This is a genomic window from Methylophaga sp., from assembly GCF_009711715.1.
Classification (GTDB): Bacteria; Pseudomonadota; Gammaproteobacteria; order Nitrosococcales; family Methylophagaceae; genus Methylophaga.
This window is the reverse complement of the sequence record NZ_VENF01000005.1, coordinates 100,971-117,998: the sequence shown is the minus strand read 5'-3', so window position 1 is coordinate 117,998 and position 17,028 is coordinate 100,971. Positions and strand designations below refer to the sequence as shown.

Sequence of the window (17,028 nt, the reverse complement as noted above, 5' to 3'; positions counted from 1 at the left end):
CAGGGTGCACCGGCACTGCACCCTGTTTTCTCCTGGGTGAAACCGGCTATTGAAGGCGGTGGATTTCAGTTTATCTGCTATAATTTGACGTTTTTCCATAGTGTAACTATCTGACAGGAAAACCGTTTTAAATGAGCGCTTATCACCAACTTCGCACCCTGCTTGAAGAAAAAATCCTGATCCTCGACGGCGGAATGGGCACGCTGATTCAAAGCTACAAGCTGGAAGAAAAGGATTTCCGTGGTGAGCGTTTTGAAAATCATCCCTGCGATGTCAAAGGCAATAACGACCTGTTATCGCTGACACAGCCGGATATTATCCGTGATATTCATCGGGCCTATTTCGAGGCCGGTGCTGATATTGTTGAGACCAACACCTTCAATGGCACTTCCATCGCGATGGCTGACTACCAGATGGAAGACCTGGTCTATGAACTCAATAAGGTATCTGCGGAACTCGCCAGAGAGGTGGCCGATGAGTTCACAGCGGCTAACCCGGATAAACCGCGTTTTGTTACCGGTGTACTGGGCCCGACCAACCGTACCGCCAGTATTTCGCCGGATGTAAACAATCCCGGTTACCGGAATGTCGATTTTGATGAACTGGTTGAGGCTTACACCGAGGCGATCCGTGGCCTGGTGGATGGCGGAGTCGATCTGCTGCTGGTAGAAACGGTCTTTGATACCCTCAATGCCAAGGCGGCCTTGTTCGCCATTGACCAGTTCTGTGTCGACCATGATATGCACTTGCCGGTGATGATTTCCGGCACTATCACGGATGCCAGTGGACGCACGCTGTCAGGCCAGACTGCCGAAGCTTTCTGGAACTCTCTGTCGCATATTCAGCCCCTGAGTATCGGTCTTAACTGTGCTTTGGGTGCTGAGCAACTGCGGCAGTATGTGGAAGAGCTGTCCAATGTGGTCACCACTTATGTCAGTGCTCATCCCAATGCCGGTCTGCCTAACGAGTTCGGTGAGTACGATGAATCACCTGAAACCATGGCCGCGCACATTAAGGAATGGGCCGAGTCCGGCTTTTTGAATATTGTCGGGGGGTGCTGTGGTACCGCACCGGCCCATATCAAGGCGATTGCCGAGGCGGTAGAGGGTATCAGGCCGCGGAAGCCGAAAGCCAATCTGCATCATTGCCGACTGAGCGGGCTGGAGCCGCTCAATATCACCAAAGACAGCCTGTTTGTGAATGTGGGGGAACGCACCAATGTGACCGGTTCCGCCCGTTTTGCCCGGCTGATTAAGGAAGGGGATTACGACACGGCGCTGGAAGTGGCCCGGCATCAGGTGGAAAACGGTGCCCAGATCATCGATATCAATATGGACGAAGGCATGCTCGACTCGAAAGAGGCGATGGTGACTTTCCTTAATCTGGTTGCCTCCGAGCCGGATATCAGCCGCGTGCCGATCATGATTGATTCATCCAAGTGGGAAGTGATTGAGGCCGGCCTGAAATGTATTCAGGGTAAGGGCATCGTCAACTCGATCAGTCTCAAGGAAGGCGAAGAGAAGTTTATCGAGCAGGCCAGACTGGTGCGCCGTTATGGGGCCGCCGTGATCGTGATGGCATTTGATGAGGATGGCCAGGCTGACACCCGTGAGCGCAAGCGTGAGATCTGTACACGTTCTTACGAGATCCTGACAGAAAAAGTGCATTTCCCGCCGGAAGACATCATTTTCGACCCCAATATTTTCGCTGTCGCCACCGGCATCGAAGAACATAACAACTATGCGATGGACTTTATCCAGGCGACGCGCGACATAAAGCAAAGCCTGCCGCATGCGATGATCAGTGGCGGTGTTTCTAACGTGTCGTTCTCCTTCCGTGGCAATAACCCGGTGCGTGAAGCGATACATGCAGTGTTCCTCTATCACGCGATCAAGGCCGGCATGGATATGGGCATCGTTAATGCCGGACAGCTGGCGATTTATGACGATTTGCCGGAGGAATTGCGAGAACACGTTGAAGACGTGATTCAGAACCGCCGTGATGATGCGACTGATCGACTGCTGGAGATCGCCGAAAAATATAAAGGCGACGGTAGCACTGCCACCAAACAGGAAGATCTGAGCTGGCGTGAACTGCCGGTGGCCAAGCGGCTGGAGCATGCGCTGGTCAAAGGCATTGCGGATTATGTCGAAGATGACACTGAAGAAGCGCGTCAGGCCTTTGCCAAACCTCTGGAAGTGATTGAAGGGCCGTTAATGGACGGCATGAATGTGGTCGGTGATCTGTTCGGTGAAGGCAAGATGTTCCTGCCGCAGGTGGTGAAATCGGCCCGGGTGATGAAAAAAGCCGTGGCTTACCTGATGCCCTTTATCGAAGCTGCCAAGGAAGAAGGCGATACCAGTAAAAACAATGGCAAAATCCTGATGGCCACCGTCAAGGGGGATGTGCATGACATCGGCAAGAATATCGTCGGTGTGGTGCTGCAATGTAATAACTTTGAAGTCATCGACCTTGGCGTCATGGTCCCGGCACAGACCATTCTGGACACGGCGCGCAAAGAAAATGTCGACATCATTGGCCTGTCGGGTCTGATTACCCCGTCACTGGATGAAATGGTCCATGTCGCCAAGGAAATGGAACGGTTGGGCTTTGAACTGCCACTGATGATCGGCGGTGCGACTACTTCACTGATTCACACGGCGGTTAAAATTGAACCCAATTATCACGGTTGCAGTATTTATGTGAAAGATGCTTCGCGTGCGGTGGGGGTTGCCCAGAAACTGGTGAGTAAAGACGCCCGTGACGGTTTTATAGCCGAAGTTAAAAAAGACTACGAAGAAAAGCGGGCCCGCCATACCGGCCGCAAGAGCACGCGTCGTCAATTACCGATAGCCGAGGCCAGGGCTAATAAAACTAAAATTGACTGGCAGGCCTATCAGCCCACCAAGCCGGCCAAGCTGGGACTGGAAGTATTTTCAGATTATCCACTGGATGAACTGGTCGAGCGTATCGACTGGACACCGTTTTTCCAGTCCTGGGAACTGGCTGGTAAATACCCGCGTATTCTCAAGGATGAGGTCGTTGGTGAACATGCGACGCATCTTTTTAATGATGCCCGGAAAATGCTCAAACAGATCGTTGATGAAAAATGGCTGACTGCCAAGGCCGTCATTGGCCTGTTCCCTGCCAACAGTGTCAACGATGATGATATCGAAGTTTACACTGACGATGATCGCGGCGAGGTGTTGATGACTTTGCACAGTCTGCGTCAGCAGACCGAGCGGCCGCCGGGCCGCCCCAATGCGGCGCTGGCTGACTTTGTTGCGCCCAAGGACAGCGGGGTGAAAGACTATATCGGTGCCTTTGCGGTGACTGCCGGCATCGGTATCGATGAGCATGTCGAGCGTTTTGAAGCCGATCATGATGACTATCACAGCATCATGCTGAAGGCGCTGGCTGATCGCCTGGCCGAGGCTTTTGCCGAGCGTATGCATGAACGTGTGCGTAAGGAGTTCTGGGGCTATGCCAAGGACGAGGCGCTGGATAACGATGCGCTGATTGATGAAAAATACCGCGGTATCCGGCCGGCACCCGGCTATCCGGCCTGTCCTGATCACACCGAAAAGGGCCTGCTATGGCAACTGATTGATCCCGAGACGCATGCCGATATGACCATTACCGAGTCGTTTGCCATGTTGCCGACTGCGGCGGTCAGTGGTTTCTATTTTGCGCATCCCGATTCACGTTATTTCGGCCTGGGTAAAATCGACCAGGACCAGGTTGAAGACTATGCCAAACGCAAAGGCTGGGATATGCCAACGGCTGAACGCTGGTTAGGCCCGGCCCTGTCCTATGACGGAGATATCTGATGAACGACGATATCGTCGATTTGCAGACTCGACTGGCATTTCAGGACGGTCTGCTGGAGCAACTGAATGAGGTGGTAACCAGCCAGCAAAAGCAGATCGATCGACTGGAAACCATGATTGCCGGACTCAAGTCGCAAATCGAGAGCATGCATCAAACGCAAATGATGCAGCAGAGTGACGAACCTCCACCGCCTCATTACTGATTTAAATATGCCACTGCCTCAACGCCATTGTCTTATCCTGCAGGGTGACAGCGACTGGCTTGATCAGCAGGCAGAGCATGTGTTTGCACAAGCCCGGGCGGATAAGCGTTGCTGGTTGTCTGACGATCCGCAACGCTCCGATCAGACACTCAGCAGCAAGCAGGTGCTGCAGCAATTGGGCCGCAGTAATCAAGTCATCATTTTTGATGCCCGGCACAGATTCTCGGCCGATGCGTTCGGGGCCCTTATCGGTACCTTGTGTGCCGGTGGCTGGCTGCTGGTGCTACTTCCAACTGAATTACCGGACTCACTCTGGTTGCAGCGCTTTCTGACAGTGAGTGAACGCTATTCAGGCGTAAAGCGAATCGGTCAGGGCGAGCCGCTACCGGACATTCAGATAAGCAAACCGCCCCTACCTGCAGTTATCACCCCGACACCAGAGCAGGTAACGGCCATTGAAGCAGTGATGCATGTGGTCAGCGGTCATCGCCGGCGGCCCCTGCTGATTACTTCTGATCGTGGCCGCGGCAAAACCGCATTACTGGGAATGGCGGCAGCGGAACTTATCAAACAGGGTAAAAGCCGGATTCTGGTCACTGCACCGTCCGTGACGAATATTGAGCCGCTACTGGAACAGGCCGCTCTGGCGCTTTGCGACGCCAGCCGTCACCAAAGCCGTCTGCAATGGCAACATGGCGAGATTCAGTTTATCGCTCCGGATGCATTGCTTGCAGACCGGCCGCCAGCGGATTTACTGATAGTCGATGAGGCCGCTGCGATCCCGGTGCAGATGCTGGAAACCATGCTTCAGCAGTACTCCCGGCTGGTATTTGCCACCACTGAACACGGCTATGAAGGCACCGGCCGTGGTTTTGCTGTGCGCTTTAGGCAAATACTCGACCGACTGACACCGAACTGGCGCAAACTGACTTTAAGCCAACCGGTACGCTGGGCAACGGATGATAAGCTGGAAGCCTTCAGTTTTGATGCACTGCTGCTGGATGCAGAGCCTGTGGCTGAAGAAAAACTGGCAGCCTTATCCGCAGATAAAGCCGAGTTTGCCATGCTCGATAAACAGCAACTGGCAGCAAACGAGCGTTTGCTGCGCGAAGTTTATGGTCTGATGGTGCTGGCACATTACCGTACCCGACCTGCTGATCTGCAAATGCTGCTGGATCAGGAGGCTGTTTCGGTGCTGGTGCTGCAATTCGGTGGCCATATTATTGCCAGCGCCTGGCTGGTGTCAGAAGCCCCGCTGGACGAGGCCATGGCCCAGCAGGTTTTTGATGGGCTACGGCGGCTTAAAGGACAACTTTTACCGCAGACCTTACTGGCTCATAGCGGGGTGATGTCTGCAGCTGATTGTCGCTACCAGCGGATCATCCGCATTGCGGTTCATCCACAACGACAGGGGCAGGGGCTGGGCAGTACCCTGCTGGAGGCGGCTCGCAGGCATTATACCCAACACGCGGATGTGCTGGGGACCAGCTTTGCCCTGGAGCCACAACTGCTGCGTTTCTGGCTCAATAATGGATTTCTGCCGGTCAGAGTCGGCCAGCAGGCAGATGAGGTCAGTGGTCAGCGGGCAGGGATTCTATTACAGGCCCTATCTGAAGCCGGTGAAAAAGTCATTTCAAAAGCCCGGCAGAATCTGCAGCGCTCATGGCCGTTCCAGCTGTTACAGGCTCAGTCTCAGCTCGATGTCAGCCTGGTCTTGCTGATATCACAAAGTTTGCCCGATGAAGTCACAGGCATTGACGCAGACGAGCAGCGCGCACTGAGAGGTTTTGCCTGCCAGCAACGCCCCTACGAGTCAACCGAAGTACTGCTGTGGAAGTGGCTTCATCATAAACTGATAAGCGGTGAACTGTTGGCACTGTCAGCGGACGCTCAGACTGTACTGGTCAAGAAAGTTGTGCAGGGACAGGCTTTCAGCGAAGTCGCCAAAACTTTAGCACTTCCCGGGCGCAAAGCGATTATTGAACAGTGCCGCCGGGCGGTAGCCGAGTTGCTTAAATCAGACTCAGCATAACGCCCACGGTTAACCAGATAACGGCCAGCATACAGAGACTGTTCATAATCGGCTGACCACCGCCATGATGATGGTGGCCATGGTGTTGATGGCCCTGATGCTGACGTTTCCAGCCGACGACCATCCACAGTGAAGCCAGGCCGAACAGCAGGTTAAGCCAGAACTGGTAGTTAAGCTGGAAATGATCCTGTTCGGCAGGTGAGGACCATTGACTGCGGTCCGGCAACCAGTCAAACAGTTGCAGACCATAATGCAGCAGGAGCGAGGTTGCAATCAGGCAGGTGAAAAGGAGTAGCAGGATATACAGGGCCATTTTCCAGCCGTAGTATTGCGCATTGATCCGCAGCACCGGTAAGACGACAAGATCAGAAAAAATAAAAGCCATCACCCCGGCAAAGGCGACACCTTCTCCAAACAGGACGGCGGCCAGTGGAATATTGCCCATCGAGCCGATAAAAGTAAAAAATGCGGCCACCGGCCCGATCAGGGTTTGCTGGAGTAAAGCCCAGAACCCCGGATCGTTGTCACCGGCACCGATAAACATCCATTCAAAAAATGCCGTGGGCACAAAAGCAGAGATGACACCGGCAACGGTGAAGCCTATCAGCACATCTTTCCACACCATTTGCCATTCCATCACATATTTCTGACTGATCGCTGTCCAGATTTCCTTGTCTAACAGACGTGACCAGGCATGGCCATCCTCATCCTCACTATCACCTTCATCCAGGTTGCGATCACGGGCCTTTTTAATCAGCTGTTTCGGGTTGCTGAGCCTGATAAACAGCCAGGCAAACAGAATCAGGATAATGCCGCCGACATATTCGCCCACCACAAACTGCCAGCCCAGAAAGAGGGCGATCACAAAGCCCAGTTCGATAACGAGGTTAGTGGACGACAGCAGGAATGCGACAGAAGGAGAAAAATTGGCGCCTTTCTGGAACAGAGCGCGGGTGGTTGCCAGCGCAGCAAAGCTACAGGAGCTGGATATAAAGCCGAAGACAGTGCCTACCGTCATCGATTTAGCTCCGTCATCCCCCATTAATTTTCGCATTTCATGGCGTGACACCATGACCTGGATGATGCTGCTGATGAGATAGCCGAGCACAAAGGCCCAAAGTGCCATCCAGAAAAAGCCGAGGCTGGTGATAGCGGCTTCTGACCATTTATCGAGCAAATCAGTCATAAAGAACCCTTGTTGCTTGATGTGATATAAAGCCTATCAGGTGGTGGAAACGAGGTAAATTTCCTGCTGTTCGGTGATTTCCAGATTAAGCGGTGTCAGACTCTCACCTCGACAGGGGCCGGAAAAACAGTAACCGTCTTCCAGCTGAAACAGGGCACCATGCGTTGTGCATTGAATATGAGTGCCTTCCAGAGATAGAAACTCATCCGGCTGCCAGTTAAGCGGAATACCGAGATGCGGGCAGAAATTCAGATAAGCGCGGATTTCACCGTCCTGCCTGAGCAGGAAAAAGTCGAGTGAATCTTCCCCGACTTCGATGGTGAAGCCGCGGGTCTGATATTCATCGAGTTCATTGGTCTGGCAAACGTAAATCTTTTTCATAGCAACTCATTGAGATTGGCAAAACCGGCCTGGCCGCATTTATGACCGGCGAGGCGGCAGGCCTGTTCTAGGGCAGCCCGTGCGGGCTGGCCGTTGACCAGCGCTGAAATCAGTCCGGCATTAAAGGTATCACCGGCGCCCAATGTATCGACCACCCGCGGTGGTGGAAAGGAAGGGCTATGGGAGACTATCCCATCCTGTTTCAGCCAGGCCCCGTGATTACCCCAGGTGCAGGTCATCAGAGCCTGGTAGCTGAGACTGTGAAGAAAGTCATCTGCTCGCTGAAAACCGCGACTTTCAGCATAAGGCCTGGAAAACATCAAGACATCGGCCAAATCAAACAGCGTTTCAATGCCTTCTCGCGGTTTTTCCACTTCCAGCGAGCAACGCAGTGCCGGGTAGTTCAACTTGACCCACTGCAGCATTTGCGACAGCTCATCGATATTACGGCCTTCGAAATGCAGCCAGTCAAAACCGGATAAATCCAGTTGACTGAAATGGGCAAACGGCAGTTCCGGACAGTCCCGGTAATGCACAATGCTGCGGCTGCCGGTGGCTTCGCTGAGCGTGATATAGGAAGTTGGCATTTTGCCCTGATTGAAGCGCTGACAGTGCTGGTATTTGATGTGATAGCGTTGAAGGTCCTGTTCGACAATCGCGCTATCAGCCTCATTTATCAGCACGCCACACCAGTGGCAGTCGTGTTGCAGCTGGCTTAACACGACCAGCGTGTTGGTGGCGTTTCCTCCTCGCACCTGCTGCTGGGACAACGCACGCATTTCCTCATCTTCAGCCGGGTAGTGGCTGACATGATTGATGATATCGATAGTGGCAATGCCGATGCCGAGAATACGGGCCATAGGAAAAAGAACCGGCTCACTGTGGAGCCGGTTTTTACTGTTTAGATTTCGTCGAAAACGGCACCGACTTTATTGGTGATATTGTCAATATCACCGGTGCCGGGGATCGTATGCAACTTGTTTTGTTGCTGGTAATAACCGATCAGCGGTGCGGTCTGTTCTTCGTAGACTTTAAGACGATTGGCAATGGTTTCTTCATTATCGTCTTCACGCTGGAATAGTTCACCGCCGCAGCGATCACAGTGACCTTCAGTCTTAGGTGGTGACAGGTGAATATTATAAATGGCACCACAGTCTTTACAGGTACGGCGGCCGGTCAGACGTTGCATCAGTTCATCAAAAGGCACTTCCAGCAACACGACGCCCTGCAGGGGCTGGCCCAATTGTTCCAGCATCTCATCCAATGCTTCAGCCTGGGGGATATTACGTGGGAAACCATCCAGAATATAGCCGCTTTGGGCATCGGCTTCGGACAGGCGCTCACGGATCAGGCCGATAACGATATCGTCAGAAACCAGTGCACCGGCGTCCATCGCGCTTTTGGCTTTTTTACCCAGTTCGCTGCCGGCTTTAACCGCAGCACGCAGCAAATCACCGGTCGAGATTTGCGGGATGTTGAATTTTTTGGAAAGGACGACACCTTGGGTGCCTTTACCGGAGCCGGGGGCACCGAGAAGAACCGTTCTCATTGTTAGCCTCTTATTTTATTTCATTATTAACAGAATCAGGATTCATCCTGTGTCAGCATCACAGAACTCAGGCGGTCGATTTGTTCACCCACCTGTTGTAACAGCAGCGGCATCTGCAGCTCGTTGAGTGCCAGCAGATCCCAGGCAGCCGGGTCCAGCGGCGGTACGTGATTATCACCACTGTGTCCGAAGGGCACGGCCGATACCAGGATATCGGCGACATGGACGATAGCCACATCAATCGGGAAATCCTCGGCCTCTGACGGGCGGTGATGGTAACGCGCTACTTCCTGCAGCGAATGGGGCAGATGCCACTGACGGGCCAGCGCATAACCGACTTCAGTATGGTCGAAGCCGATAATACGTTGTTCAGCCTGAAATTGTACTTCATGGCCGAATTCTGCAGTGCGGATGGCTTCACCGGCCAGTTCCGGCAGCGACTGGTAAAGCACCAGACTGCCGATGTTATGCAGCAAGCCGGCGATGAAAAAGCGTTCAGTTGCTTTCTGCCCGCACTCTTCTGCCAGCAGTTTGGCCGTAATCGCGGTGGCAAAACTGTGTCGCCAGAAGTCATCCATGTCGATTAAAGATGCCGGAATGCCACGGAAGGCATTGATGACCGACGTCGCCAGCACCAGATGCGTTAATTCTCGGGTACCGATAATCGTGATGGCCCGGGAAATTGTGTTGATTTGAGATGGAAAGCCGTAAAAAGGACTGTTGACGATCTTCAGCAAACGGGTGGCCAGAGCCGGATCCGTGTTGATGACCGCACTGATATCGTCGAAAGCGCTGTCAGGATCCTGGATCAGTTTATTAAGCTGGAGATAGGTACTGGGGGGAGAAACCAGTTCCAGTGATTTATTGACCAGCGATTCAGGTGTCAGACTCATCAATGCTGCTCCGGCTGTTTTTTTGCGGGCAATTGCATTTGGAACAGCACCTGCATCAGCGGATGGTTCAAATCCACATAGCGAAACCGTTCCTCACGTTTTTTCCGTTCTTCTTCTGACAATGGTGACTGACTCATTGCAGGCTCCAGTTGGCTTTCTCAGTCATCAGATTAGCAATCGATGCGCCGAGTTTACCAGCGAACTGATCCAGATAGTTGGGTCGAGGGGTGTAATCAATCACTTCTTCGGCACCAATTAACTCGCGGGCGACTTTACCGGTACCGGCAAAACCGTCAATCAGGCCCAGGTCAATCGCCTGTTCACCGGACCAGAACAGACCGGAGAACAAGTCATCATTGTTCGCTAGCTTGTCTCCGCGGCCTGCTTTAACGACATTAATGAACTGCTGGTGGATAGTATCGAGCATCTGCTGGGCATGTTCGATGTCTTCCTGTTCCATCGGCAGGAATGGGTCGAGGAAGGCTTTGTGTTCGCCGGCGGTCAGTGAACGTCGTTCGACGCCGATTTTATCAATAAGGCCAGTCAGGCCGAAACTGTCCATTCGGACACCGATAGAGCCGACAATACTGGCTTTATCGGCATAAATTTCATCGGCAGCGACAGCGATATAGTAACCCCCGGAGGCACAGACATCCTGAACCACGGCGTAGACCGGGAAGTCCGGTCTTCCTGCCCGCAGGCGCTGAATTTCGTCATTGATAAGGCCCGCCTGGACAGGACTGCCACCGGGTGTATTCAGGCGCAGAATTAAGCCTTTAGCGGTTTCACTTTCAAAGGCTTCGCGGATGCCGGTGATCATGGCGTCAGCATTGGCCTCTGCATCCGAAGCAATAATCCCCTGGATGTCGACCATGGCGGTATGAGGATCGGCAACGGTAGCCAGTTTGCCGGGGGAGTAGGCCAGTACCATGAAGCCGACCAGATAAAGCAGAATCAGAAACTTGAAGACATAGCCCCAGCGGCGTTTTGCTCGCTGTTCCTTGATAGCGGCGAATGCCAGGTCTCTCAGGACAGTACGTTCCCATTGGGTGTCATCGGCTGTATTCCGGGGCTTGTTATCGCCATTGTCGGGCGGGAAATCTCCAAATGTCGCCATTTTTTCTGCCTTGAATCAAAAATTGACATGATATCAGAACTGTTTTGCTGTGCGACGCAACCATTTCTCAACTTGATACAGATCATGCACGATGGCCTGCGGAGAACAGGCTGACAGCTTGGCTTCATCATGGGCGCCATGCGTGATGCCAAGACCATGAGCACCGGCATTGCGGGCCATCATCAAATCGAACTCGGTGTCACCGATCATAATCGCCTTATCGGCAGTGATACCGGTGTAGTCCATTAACTCCATCAGCATCTGCGGATGGGGTTTGGAGTGACATTCATCGGCGCAGCGGGTCGCTATAAAATGATCGCCGAGCCCGGTGGCCTTGAGCACCTTGTCGAGACCGCGGCGACTTTTGCCAGTGGCAACGCCGAGGAAGATATCCTGTTCAGCCAGTGTGGTCAGTAATTCACGGGCATTTTCAAACAGTGGGGTCTCTTCCGGGCTGCTGAGCCAGGTCTGCCGGTAACAGTCGGCGAGACTGGTCCAGAGCGCATCATTACCGCTCGGATACAGTGTCTGCACTGCTTCGTGAAGTCCCAGACCAATGATATGACTGATCTCATGATCGGCCAGCGGTGCCAGTTCCAGCCTGGTGATGGCCTGACGCATACAGTTGACGATATGACCGGTGGAGTCCATGAGGGTCCCGTCCCAGTCGAAAATAATCAGTTGATATTGACTCATGTGGCTTGCAGATTTTCTATGACGATTTTGAGATTGTCTGGCAGCGGTGCCTCCAGTTGCAGCGGCTCACCGCTCAGCGGGTGTTTGATGCCCAGTCGCCAGGCATGCAGGAACAGGCGTTTGAGACCGTAATTCTTCAGCGTTTTGTTGAATTCGCGGTCGCCATATTTGTCATCGCCGGCCACGGGATGTCCAAGCCAGGCGGCATGGACACGAATCTGATGAGTACGGCCAGTAAACAATTTGACTTCAGTCAGTTGTGCCATCGGTAGCCGCTGCCGCTGCAGAAACAGGGTTTTAGCCTTTTTGCCAACCGGATCGACCACGACCATACGCTCACCGGATGACAGGGTATTTTTCTGTAGTGGTTGTTCTACCAGTTGTTCATCGTTGCTCAATGTGCCCTTGAGCAGGGTGAGGTAGCGCTTATCGATATTATCAGACAGCATCTGTTGTTGCAGGTTCAGCAGGCTCTCGCGGGTTTTTGCCAGCATCAGGCAGCCGGAGGTATCACGATCCAGCCTGTGCACCAACTCCAGAAAAGCCTGTGCCGGTTTGATAACCCGCAAGGCTTCAATCAGACCCAGCTGAATCTGGCTGCCAGCATGTACAGCCAGCCCGGAAGGTTTATTGATAACCAGCATGCTGTCATCTTCAAACAGAATACTGGCGAGCAGCGCCTGTTTCAGCGACTCACTGATAGTATCCGGTGCGCTTTTTTCAGTGACCCGCAGCGGGGGGACCCGAACCACATCCCCGGGCTGCAGCTTGTATGTCTGCTTGATGCGGCCTTTGTTGACACGTACTTCGCCCTTGCGCAGCGCACGGTATATCCGGCTCTTGGGTACACCTTTCTCGAGGCTGAGCAGGAAATTATCAATGCGCTGCCCGGCCTGATTGGCATCGATTTCGATAAACTGAACTTTTTGCGACTGCGGTTTATGGGCGGTCATGGTGGGGTTTCTGTCAAAGTTGTCGCTGTCCTCAGCCACGACATTTTGCCAGCGACGAGGGGAAAATTTATGATGTGTGTATTCTACAGAATGACGGCCAATAAAACCGGCCAAAACAGCCTGAGCAGCATGCGGATGAGGTCTGCATCCTCAGCCGGCCGTGGCCCGTCAAATTAGCAGTTGCTGTGTGGGCAAGAGGCTGCTATATTCGACCGTTGGTCCGTGTGTAAAATGAGCTCAGTATACTGACTTCGGCCACGAAGACCTAATATTGCGTCGCTCCCTCCATCAAGGTCGATGCGGCGCCCGGAAAAGAAATACGATTCAGCTGAACAGGGGTTCAGCAGGTGGACTCATCGGGAGTCCGTGAAGAACATCAGGTTCCCATGTCTTGATTGCCATCAGAAAGAAATAGAAAGGCGCAACAGACAAGACGACATAAGTAATTAATTTACGACTCGACGGTTTTGGATTTAACCGCGAACGACAGTGATATCGCAGAACCCTATTGCGATCGACAAAGAATTGAACCGGGAAATCATGGCCTGACGGAGGGCACATGAATGAAAAATAACACCAATAATTAATTACTGACACAGACAACGTCGCTCTGTCGGCCCAACTGGCCCAGCGTCCACATCTAGTGGTGTGCGGCAGGACATGCCGGAACCTCAAATTTGAGGTTAATGCATGAAACGAATTTTAATTAACGCAACCCATTCAGAAGAGTTGCGTGTGGCAATGGTCGATGGCCAGCGCCTGTTTGACTTGGATATCGATACCCCTTCAAGGGAACAGAAAAAAGGCAATATCTATAAAGGAAAAATAACCCGCGTAAAACCCAGTCTTGAAGCCGTATTCGTTGATTACGGTTCAGAACGTCAGGGTTTTTTGCCGCTGAAGGAAATCGCCAAAACTTATTTCAAGAAGCGTGATGGCGGTGACGACAGCGGCCGCATCAATGTTCAGGATGTGCTTTCTGTCGGCCAGGAACTGGTCGTCCAAATCGAGAAAGAAGAACGCGGTAACAAAGGCGCTGCGCTGACCACCTTTATCAGCCTGGCCGGCCGTTATCTGGTTCTGATGCCCAACAGCCCGCGTGCGGGGGGTATTTCCCGCCGCATCGAAGGCGATGATCGTGCCGAGTTGCAGGAAACACTGCGTCATCTGGAAGTGCCTGATGATATGGGCATGATTGTCCGTACTGCCGGGGTCGGTAAACAGCCGGAAGAACTGCAGTGGGATCTGGAGTACCTGCTGCAATTGTGGACCGCGATTGATGTTGCCACCAAGGACCGCAGTGCGCCGTTTCTGGTCTATCAGGAAAGCAACATCATTATCCGTGCGCTGCGCGACTATCTGCGTAAAGACATCGGTGAAATCCTGGTGGATTCTCCCGAGGTTTACCAGACCGGTTACGACTTTATGCGCATGGTGATGCCGCATGAACTGAATAAATTCAAGCTCTATCAGGACAAGGTGCCACTATTCACCCGCTATCAGGTGGAAAGTCAGATTGAAAGCGCCTTCCGCCATGAAGTCAGACTGCCCTCCGGTGGCGCACTCGTTATTGACCCTACCGAAGCCCTGATTTCGATTGATGTGAACTCGGCCCGCGCCAACAAGGGTGGTGATATCGAAGAAACTGCGCTGAACACCAACCTGGAAGCGGCCGAAGAAATCGCCCGTCAGCTGCGTTTACGTGATCTGGGCGGCCTGGTGGTTATCGACTTTATCGATATGGGCCCGAGCCGCAATCAGCGTGAAGTAGAGAACCGGCTGCGCGAACATCTCAAAGCTGACCGTGCCCGGGTACAGGTGGGCCGCATCTCACGTTTCGGTCTGTTGGAAATGTCGCGTCAACGCCTGCGCCCCGCGCTGGGTGAAGCGCATCAGGAAATCTGCCCGCGTTGCGCCGGTCTCGGTCATGTCCGTGGTGTTGAGTCTCTGGGCCTTGCGGTCCTGCGACTGGTTGAGGAAGAAGCGACTAAAGACAAAATTACCCAACTGGTGGTGCAACTGCCGGTACCGGTCGCGACATTTATCCTTAACGATAAACGGATGCAGATCGAGGCGATTGAACAACGTCACAACGTGAAGATCGTGCTGATCCCGAACCCGCACCTGGAAACACCGCATTACGATATCGAGCGCATCAAGGACGGTAATGTCCGTCAGCAGGTGAGCCATGAAATGATCACCACGCCGGAGCTGGAAACGCCCGTCGTGCTGCGTGACAAACCGACCATGGAGCAACCGGCCGTCACCGGTATTTCACCGGCAGCGCCGGCACCCGTGATCACGCGTGAAAAGGAAGAGCAGCAGAAACCGAGCTTGCTTAAACGATTGCTGAATGTACTGACCGGTAAACCAGAAGTGGAAGAAGACGACAAAACCAAAGACAAGAAGCCGGAACAGAAAAAGCCCGGTCGACCTCAGAATCGTAATGCCACTCGCGGCAGCCGTGGCGGCAGTGACCGTCGCAAGCCACGTCGTCGTCCTGATAGTCAGGATGGTGCTGATGAGGTCAAGAAGTCTGAGGAGAAGAAAACCGCGACGGAAAGCAACAAACCACAGCCAGACACTGAGGATAATGGCAAGCCACGCGGCACTAACGGACGCCGTTCACGTCGTGGCGGTCGTCGCCGTCGTTCTCGTCCGGAAACCGCCGATCAGGCTATCAGGCAGGAGCAGGAGAAAGGCAACGTGCCGCCGGAGCCTAAACCCGAGATCAACGGTAATGCGATCCCTGAGCCTGAACCGGAGATAAACGGTAACCTGGTCAAGCAGGATAAGGAACCTGAGATTGATGGCAATAAGGTCCCTGCAAGCAAACCGAAGCGCACGCGCTCATCTTCGGCTGGCAGCAGTAATCGCCGTCGCCGCACCGGTGAGAACAAGGACAACAGCGCCGGTTCTGATGACAGCAAAACCAAGTCGGCTTCAACCGACAGCAAGCCGGTAGCAGAGGGCAAACAAGACAACCCGCCGTCTGCCAGCAAGCAGGACAAGGCTTCGTCATCCGATGACGATAAGAGGACACCGCCTGCAAAAGAAAAAGCTGAGCGTAAACCGCGGGATACAGGTGTAGAAAAAAACACCGCATCGGATGATAATGGCAAGGAAGAGAAATCCAAGGCCAAATCCGAAGCGAGTGCGGTATCTCATGACCAGGAAAAGTGATATTCCCTGTGAAAATCTGCTGGCCTTAATCGGCCAGCAGGTCACTTATCATCAGCATCGCTGTGAAATCATAGAGTTGCTGGATGGTTGCCAACTGGTACTACAGGTACTGGAAAACAACCATGATATCCAGCCAACCCAGTATGGGGAGGGGCATCGTACGGTGCCGGTAACTTATACCCTGCCGGTGTTCGACGGTGAAGGCAATCTGCACGCCGAACTGGTGGCAGCAGGGCTGGATGAGCTACTCAGCCAGTATCTTCCTGACCGCGACTAGGTCGGCTTCGGTATCGACACCATGGCCGGCACTGATCAGTGCTTCGGTCATATGAATCTTCTTACCATGGAACAGGGCTCTCAGTTGCTCCAGTGATTCCTCGGTTTCCAGCAGGCAGGGCGTCAGCGCGGCATAATGTTTAAGAAATGAAGCTCGATAGCCATACAGGCCGATATGCCGATAATGTGGCAACTCCGGCGGTAAGGCCGAATCGCTATTGAAGTGATCACGCATCCAGGGAATAGGCGCCCGGCTGAAATACAGCGCATAGCCACTACCATCCATCACCACTTTCACCACATTCGGGTCAAAAACCTGTTTTTCCTGTTCGATACGACTGAACAGCGAGGCCATATCGGCATCTCTATGCTGTGCCAGATCGGCGGCCACCTGGTTAATTAACAGTGCGGGCAGACAGGGTTCATCACCCTGTACGTTGATGACAATATCTTCATCGGCAAAGTCGCGGTTGTGGGCAACTTCAGCCAGACGGTCAGTGCCGGAGCGATGTTGATCCGAGGTCCAGCAGACATCGGCACCGAAACCAGTGGCAGCGTCAGCAATCCGCTGGTCATCGGTCGCGATAATGACCGCCGCGGCGTCACTTTCACAGGCGCGGTCATACACATGCTGAATCATTGGCTTGCCGGCAATATCCAGCAAAGGCTTACCCGGCAGTCGGCTCGATGCATAGCGGGCCGGAATCACGATTTTAAAACTCATTCAGG

General features: G+C 53.3%; 15 protein-coding genes. 5 read left to right on the top strand and 10 right to left on the bottom strand.

Annotation, left to right across the window (positions count from 1 at the left end):
• Positions 1–131: 131 nt before the first annotated feature.
• From metH to FH755_RS04815, 3 genes are read left to right on the top strand one after another with little or no spacing between them, the layout of a single operon-like run.
• Positions 132–3,830, top strand: coding sequence for a methionine synthase (gene metH, locus FH755_RS04825; protein WP_292439184.1), 3,699 nt, complete (start codon positions 132–134; stop codon positions 3,828–3,830).
• Complete coding sequence (locus FH755_RS04820) at positions 3,830–4,033, top strand: SlyX family protein (protein ID WP_292439182.1); 204 nt, start codon at positions 3,830–3,832, stop codon at positions 4,031–4,033. The genes metH and FH755_RS04820 overlap by 1 nt, the downstream gene beginning before the upstream one ends.
• A 7-nt stretch (positions 4,034–4,040) precedes the next feature.
• On the top strand, positions 4,041–6,065 hold the full coding sequence (locus tag FH755_RS04815) for a GNAT family N-acetyltransferase (protein ID WP_292439180.1): 2,025 nt from the start codon (positions 4,041–4,043) through the stop codon (positions 6,063–6,065).
• Here the strand turns inward: FH755_RS04815 and FH755_RS04810 are convergent.
• Genes FH755_RS04810 through FH755_RS04770 form a run of 9 tightly spaced genes read right to left on the bottom strand, consistent with a single transcriptional unit; the run spans position 6,046 to position 12,840 of the window.
• Entirely contained in the window at positions 6,046–7,251 is a 1,206-nt protein-coding gene (locus FH755_RS04810; RefSeq protein WP_292439179.1) for a permease, read from the bottom strand. The two genes, FH755_RS04815 and FH755_RS04810, sit on opposite strands and share 20 nt — an antisense overlap.
• Positions 7,252–7,287: 36 nt before the next feature.
• Positions 7,288–7,632, bottom strand: a complete 345-nt coding sequence (locus FH755_RS04805) for a Rieske (2Fe-2S) protein (protein WP_292439177.1) — start codon at positions 7,630–7,632, stop codon at positions 7,288–7,290.
• Positions 7,629–8,492 carry a PfkB family carbohydrate kinase gene (locus tag FH755_RS04800; protein ID WP_292439175.1) on the bottom strand — a complete coding sequence of 288 codons (864 nt, stop codon included), beginning with the start codon at positions 8,490–8,492 and terminating at the stop codon, positions 7,629–7,631. The genes FH755_RS04805 and FH755_RS04800 overlap by 4 nt, the downstream gene beginning before the upstream one ends.
• A gap of 41 nt (positions 8,493–8,533) precedes the next feature.
• Entirely contained in the window at positions 8,534–9,181 is a 648-nt protein-coding gene (locus tag FH755_RS04795; protein WP_292439173.1) for an adenylate kinase, read from the bottom strand.
• 35 nt (positions 9,182–9,216) lie between these two features.
• Entirely contained in the window at positions 9,217–10,074 is an 858-nt protein-coding gene (locus tag FH755_RS04790) for an HDOD domain-containing protein (RefSeq protein WP_292439171.1), read from the bottom strand.
• Positions 10,074–10,211, bottom strand: a complete 138-nt coding sequence (locus tag FH755_RS04785; RefSeq protein WP_292439170.1) for a hypothetical protein — start codon at positions 10,209–10,211, stop codon at positions 10,074–10,076. The genes FH755_RS04790 and FH755_RS04785 overlap by 1 nt, the downstream gene beginning before the upstream one ends.
• Complete coding sequence (locus FH755_RS04780; protein ID WP_292439168.1) at positions 10,208–11,191, bottom strand: S49 family peptidase; 984 nt, start codon at positions 11,189–11,191, stop codon at positions 10,208–10,210. The genes FH755_RS04785 and FH755_RS04780 overlap by 4 nt, the downstream gene beginning before the upstream one ends.
• 33 nt (positions 11,192–11,224) lie before the next feature.
• Positions 11,225–11,887, bottom strand: coding sequence for an HAD-IA family hydrolase (locus FH755_RS04775; RefSeq protein WP_292439165.1), 663 nt, complete (start codon positions 11,885–11,887; stop codon positions 11,225–11,227).
• Positions 11,884–12,840 (bottom strand): RluA family pseudouridine synthase, encoded by a 957-nt coding sequence (locus FH755_RS04770; protein WP_292439164.1) that lies wholly within the window; start codon positions 12,838–12,840, stop codon positions 11,884–11,886. The genes FH755_RS04775 and FH755_RS04770 overlap by 4 nt, the downstream gene beginning before the upstream one ends.
• 690 nt (positions 12,841–13,530) lie before the next feature.
• Between FH755_RS04770 and FH755_RS04765 the strand changes: the two genes are divergently transcribed.
• Complete coding sequence (locus FH755_RS04765; protein WP_292439162.1) at positions 13,531–16,023, top strand: Rne/Rng family ribonuclease; 2,493 nt, start codon at positions 13,531–13,533, stop codon at positions 16,021–16,023.
• The gene (locus tag FH755_RS04760; protein WP_292439160.1) at positions 16,007–16,300 is read left to right on the top strand and encodes a hypothetical protein; all 294 of its coding nucleotides are present in this window, start codon (positions 16,007–16,009) and stop codon (positions 16,298–16,300) included. The genes FH755_RS04765 and FH755_RS04760 overlap by 17 nt, the downstream gene beginning before the upstream one ends.
• Here the strand turns inward: FH755_RS04760 and kdsB are convergent.
• Positions 16,268–17,023: a 3-deoxy-manno-octulosonate cytidylyltransferase gene (kdsB, locus tag FH755_RS04755; RefSeq protein ID WP_292439157.1), complete on the bottom strand. Its 756-nt coding sequence runs from the start codon at positions 17,021–17,023 to the stop codon at positions 16,268–16,270. The genes FH755_RS04760 and kdsB overlap by 33 nt on opposite strands.
• Between the last annotated feature and the right edge of the window lie 5 nt (positions 17,024–17,028).

Bases quoted from the DNA above. Each gene is read 5' to 3' on its own strand.
- metH (WP_292439184.1), top strand. From the start codon at position 132: ATGAGCGCTTATCACCAACTTCGCACCCTGCTTGAAGAAAAAATCCTG.
- FH755_RS04820 (WP_292439182.1), top strand. From the start codon at position 3,830: ATGAACGACGATATCGTCGATTTGCAGACTCGACTGGCATTTCAGGAC.
- FH755_RS04815 (WP_292439180.1), top strand. From the start codon at position 4,041: ATGCCACTGCCTCAACGCCATTGTCTTATCCTGCAGGGTGACAGCGAC.
- FH755_RS04810 (WP_292439179.1), bottom strand. From the start codon at position 7,251: ATGACTGATTTGCTCGATAAATGGTCAGAAGCCGCTATCACCAGCCTC.
- FH755_RS04805 (WP_292439177.1), bottom strand. From the start codon at position 7,632: ATGAAAAAGATTTACGTTTGCCAGACCAATGAACTCGATGAATATCAG.
- FH755_RS04800 (WP_292439175.1), bottom strand. From the start codon at position 8,492: ATGGCCCGTATTCTCGGCATCGGCATTGCCACTATCGATATCATCAAT.
- FH755_RS04795 (WP_292439173.1), bottom strand. From the start codon at position 9,181: ATGAGAACGGTTCTTCTCGGTGCCCCCGGCTCCGGTAAAGGCACCCAA.
- FH755_RS04790 (WP_292439171.1), bottom strand. From the start codon at position 10,074: ATGAGTCTGACACCTGAATCGCTGGTCAATAAATCACTGGAACTGGTT.
- FH755_RS04785 (WP_292439170.1), bottom strand. From the start codon at position 10,211: ATGAGTCAGTCACCATTGTCAGAAGAAGAACGGAAAAAACGTGAGGAA.
- FH755_RS04780 (WP_292439168.1), bottom strand. From the start codon at position 11,191: ATGGCGACATTTGGAGATTTCCCGCCCGACAATGGCGATAACAAGCCC.
- FH755_RS04775 (WP_292439165.1), bottom strand. From the start codon at position 11,887: ATGAGTCAATATCAACTGATTATTTTCGACTGGGACGGGACCCTCATG.
- FH755_RS04770 (WP_292439164.1), bottom strand. From the start codon at position 12,840: ATGACCGCCCATAAACCGCAGTCGCAAAAAGTTCAGTTTATCGAAATC.
- FH755_RS04765 (WP_292439162.1), top strand. From the start codon at position 13,531: ATGAAACGAATTTTAATTAACGCAACCCATTCAGAAGAGTTGCGTGTG.
- FH755_RS04760 (WP_292439160.1), top strand. From the start codon at position 16,007: ATGACCAGGAAAAGTGATATTCCCTGTGAAAATCTGCTGGCCTTAATC.
- kdsB (WP_292439157.1), bottom strand. From the start codon at position 17,023: ATGAGTTTTAAAATCGTGATTCCGGCCCGCTATGCATCGAGCCGACTG.